Raw genomic sequence first — 2,943 nt, forward strand, 5'->3', positions numbered from 1 at the left:
TTTTTTAATTTTAGTTTGGTTAAGTTAGAAAGGGCGCACGGTGGATGCCTTGACACTAGGAGTCGATGAAGGACGGGACTAACGCCGATATGCTTCGGGGAGCTGTAAGTAAGCTTTGATCCGAAGATTTCCGAATGGGGAAACCCACTATACGTAATGGTATGGTATCCTTACCTGAATACATAGGGTATGGAAGACAGACCCAGGGAACTGAAACATCTAAGTACCTGGAGGAAGAGAAAGCAAATGCGATTTCCTGAGTAGCGGCGAGCGAAACGGAATCTAGCCCAAACCAAGAGGCTTGCCTCTTGGGGTTGTAGGACATTCTATACGGAGTTACAAAGGAACGAGGTAGACGAAGCGACCTGGAAAGGTCCGTCACAGAGGGTAACAACCCCGTAGTCGAAACTTCGTTCTCTCTTGAATGTATCCTGAGTACGGCGGAACACGTGAAATTCCGTCGGAATCTGGGAGGACCATCTCCCAAGGCTAAATACTCCCTAGTGATCGATAGTGAACCAGTACCGTGAGGGAAAGGTGAAAAGCACCCCGGAAGGGGAGTGAAAGAGATCCTGAAACCGTGTGCCTACAAATAGTCAGAGCCCGTTAATGGGTGATGGCGTGCCTTTTGTAGAATGAACCGGCGAGTTACGATCCCGTGCAAGGTTAAGTTGAAGAGACGGAGCCGCAGCGAAAGCGAGTCTGAATAGGGCGTTTAGTACGTGGTCGTAGACCCGAAACCAGGTGATCTACCCATGTCCAGGGTGAAGTTCAGGTAACACTGAATGGAGGCCCGAACCCACGCACGTTGAAAAGTGCGGGGATGAGGTGTGGGTAGCGGAGAAATTCCAATCGAACCTGGAGATAGCTGGTTCTCCCCGAAATAGCTTTAGGGCTAGCCTTAAGTGTAAGAGTCTTGGAGGTAGAGCACTGATTGAACTAGGGGTCCTCATCGGATTACCGAATTCAGTCAAACTCCGAATGCCAATGACTTATCCTTAGGAGTCAGACTGCGAGTGATAAGATCCGTAGTCAAGAGGGAAACAGCCCAGATCGCCAGCTAAGGTCCCAAAGTGTGTATTAAGTGGAAAAGGATGTGGAGTTGCTTAGACAACTAGGATGTTGGCTTAGAAGCAGCCACCATTTAAAGAGTGCGTAATAGCTCACTAGTCGAGTGACTCTGCGCCGAAAATGTACCGGGGCTAAATACACCACCGAAGCTGCGAATTGATACCAATGGTATCAGTGGTAGGGGAGCGTTCTAAGTGCAGTGAAGTCAGACCGGAAGGACTGGTGGAGCGCTTAGAAGTGAGAATGCCGGTATGAGTAGCGAAAGACGGGTGAGAATCCCGTCCACCGAATGCCTAAGGTTTCCTGAGGAAGGCTCGTCCGCTCAGGGTTAGTCAGGACCTAAGCCGAGGCCGACAGGCGTAGGCGATGGACAACAGGTTGATATTCCTGTACCACCTCTTTATCGTTTGAGCAATGGAGGGACGCAGAAGGATAGAAGAAGCGTGCGATTGGTTGTGCACGTCCAAGCAGTTAGGCTGATAAGTAGGCAAATCCGCTTATCGTGAAGGCTGAGCTGTGATGGGGAAGCTCCTTATGGAGCGAAGTCTTTGATTCCCCGCTGCCAAGAAAAGCTTCTAGCGAGATAAAAGGTGCCTGTACCGCAAACCGACACAGGTAGGCGAGGAGAGAATCCTAAGGTGTGCGAGAGAACTCTGGTTAAGGAACTCGGCAAAATGACCCCGTAACTTCGGGAGAAGGGGTGCTTTCTTAACGGAAAGCCGCAGTGAATAGGCCCAAGCGACTGTTTAGCAAAAACACAGGTCTCTGCGAAGCCGTAAGGCGAAGTATAGGGGCTGACACCTGCCCGGTGCTGGAAGGTTAAGGAGAGGGGTTAGCGTAAGCGAAGCTCTGAACTGAAGCCCCAGTAAACGGCGGCCGTAACTATAACGGTCCTAAGGTAGCGAAATTCCTTGTCGGGTAAGTTCCGACCCGCACGAAAGGTGTAACGATTTGGGCACTGTCTCAACCAGAGACTCGGTGAAATTATAGTACCTGTGAAGATGCAGGTTACCCGCGACAGGACGGAAAGACCCCGTGGAGCTTTACTGTAGCCTGATATTGAATTTTGGTACAGTTTGTACAGGATAGGCGGGAGCCATTGAAACCGGAGCGCTAGCTTCGGTGGAGGCGCTGGTGGGATACCGCCCTGACTGTATTGAAATTCTAACCTACGGGTCTTATCGACCCGGGAGACAGTGTCAGGTGGGCAGTTTGACTGGGGCGGTCGCCTCCTAAAGTGTAACGGAGGCGCCCAAAGGTTCCCTCAGAATGGTTGGAAATCATTCGTAGAGTGCAAAGGCATAAGGGAGCTTGACTGCGAGACCTACAAGTCGAGCAGGGACGAAAGTCGGGCTTAGTGATCCGGTGGTTCCGCATGGAAGGGCCATCGCTCAACGGATAAAAGCTACCCCGGGGATAACAGGCTTATCTCCCCCAAGAGTCCACATCGACGGGGAGGTTTGGCACCTCGATGTCGGCTCATCGCATCCTGGGGCTGTAGTCGGTCCCAAGGGTTGGGCTGTTCGCCCATTAAAGCGGTACGCGAGCTGGGTTCAGAACGTCGTGAGACAGTTCGGTCCCTATCCGTCGTGGGCGTAGGAAATTTGAGAGGAGCTGTCCTTAGTACGAGAGGACCGGGATGGACGCACCGCTGGTGTACCAGTTGTTCTGCCAAGGGCATAGCTGGGTAGCTATGTGCGGAAGGGATAAGTGCTGAAAGCATCTAAGCATGAAGCCCCCCTCAAGATGAGATTTCCCATAGCGTAAGCTAGTAAGATCCCTGAAAGATGATCAGGTTGATAGGTTCGAGGTGGAAGCATGGTGACATGTGGAGCTGACGAATACTAATAGATCGAGGACTTAACCATATAA

The 2,943-nt window shown here is 51.4% G+C and carries 1 rRNA gene; it reads left to right on the forward strand.

Annotation, left to right across the window (positions count from 1 at the left end):
• Positions 1 to 17: 17 nt before the first annotated feature.
• Positions 18 to 2,939, forward strand: a 23S ribosomal RNA gene (locus Q3V31_RS30555).
• Positions 2,940 to 2,943: the final 4 nt, after the last annotated feature.

This window comes from Bacillus nitratireducens, assembly GCF_036320425.1.
Lineage (GTDB): Bacteria > Bacillota > Bacilli > Bacillales > Bacillaceae_G > Bacillus_A > Bacillus_A nitratireducens.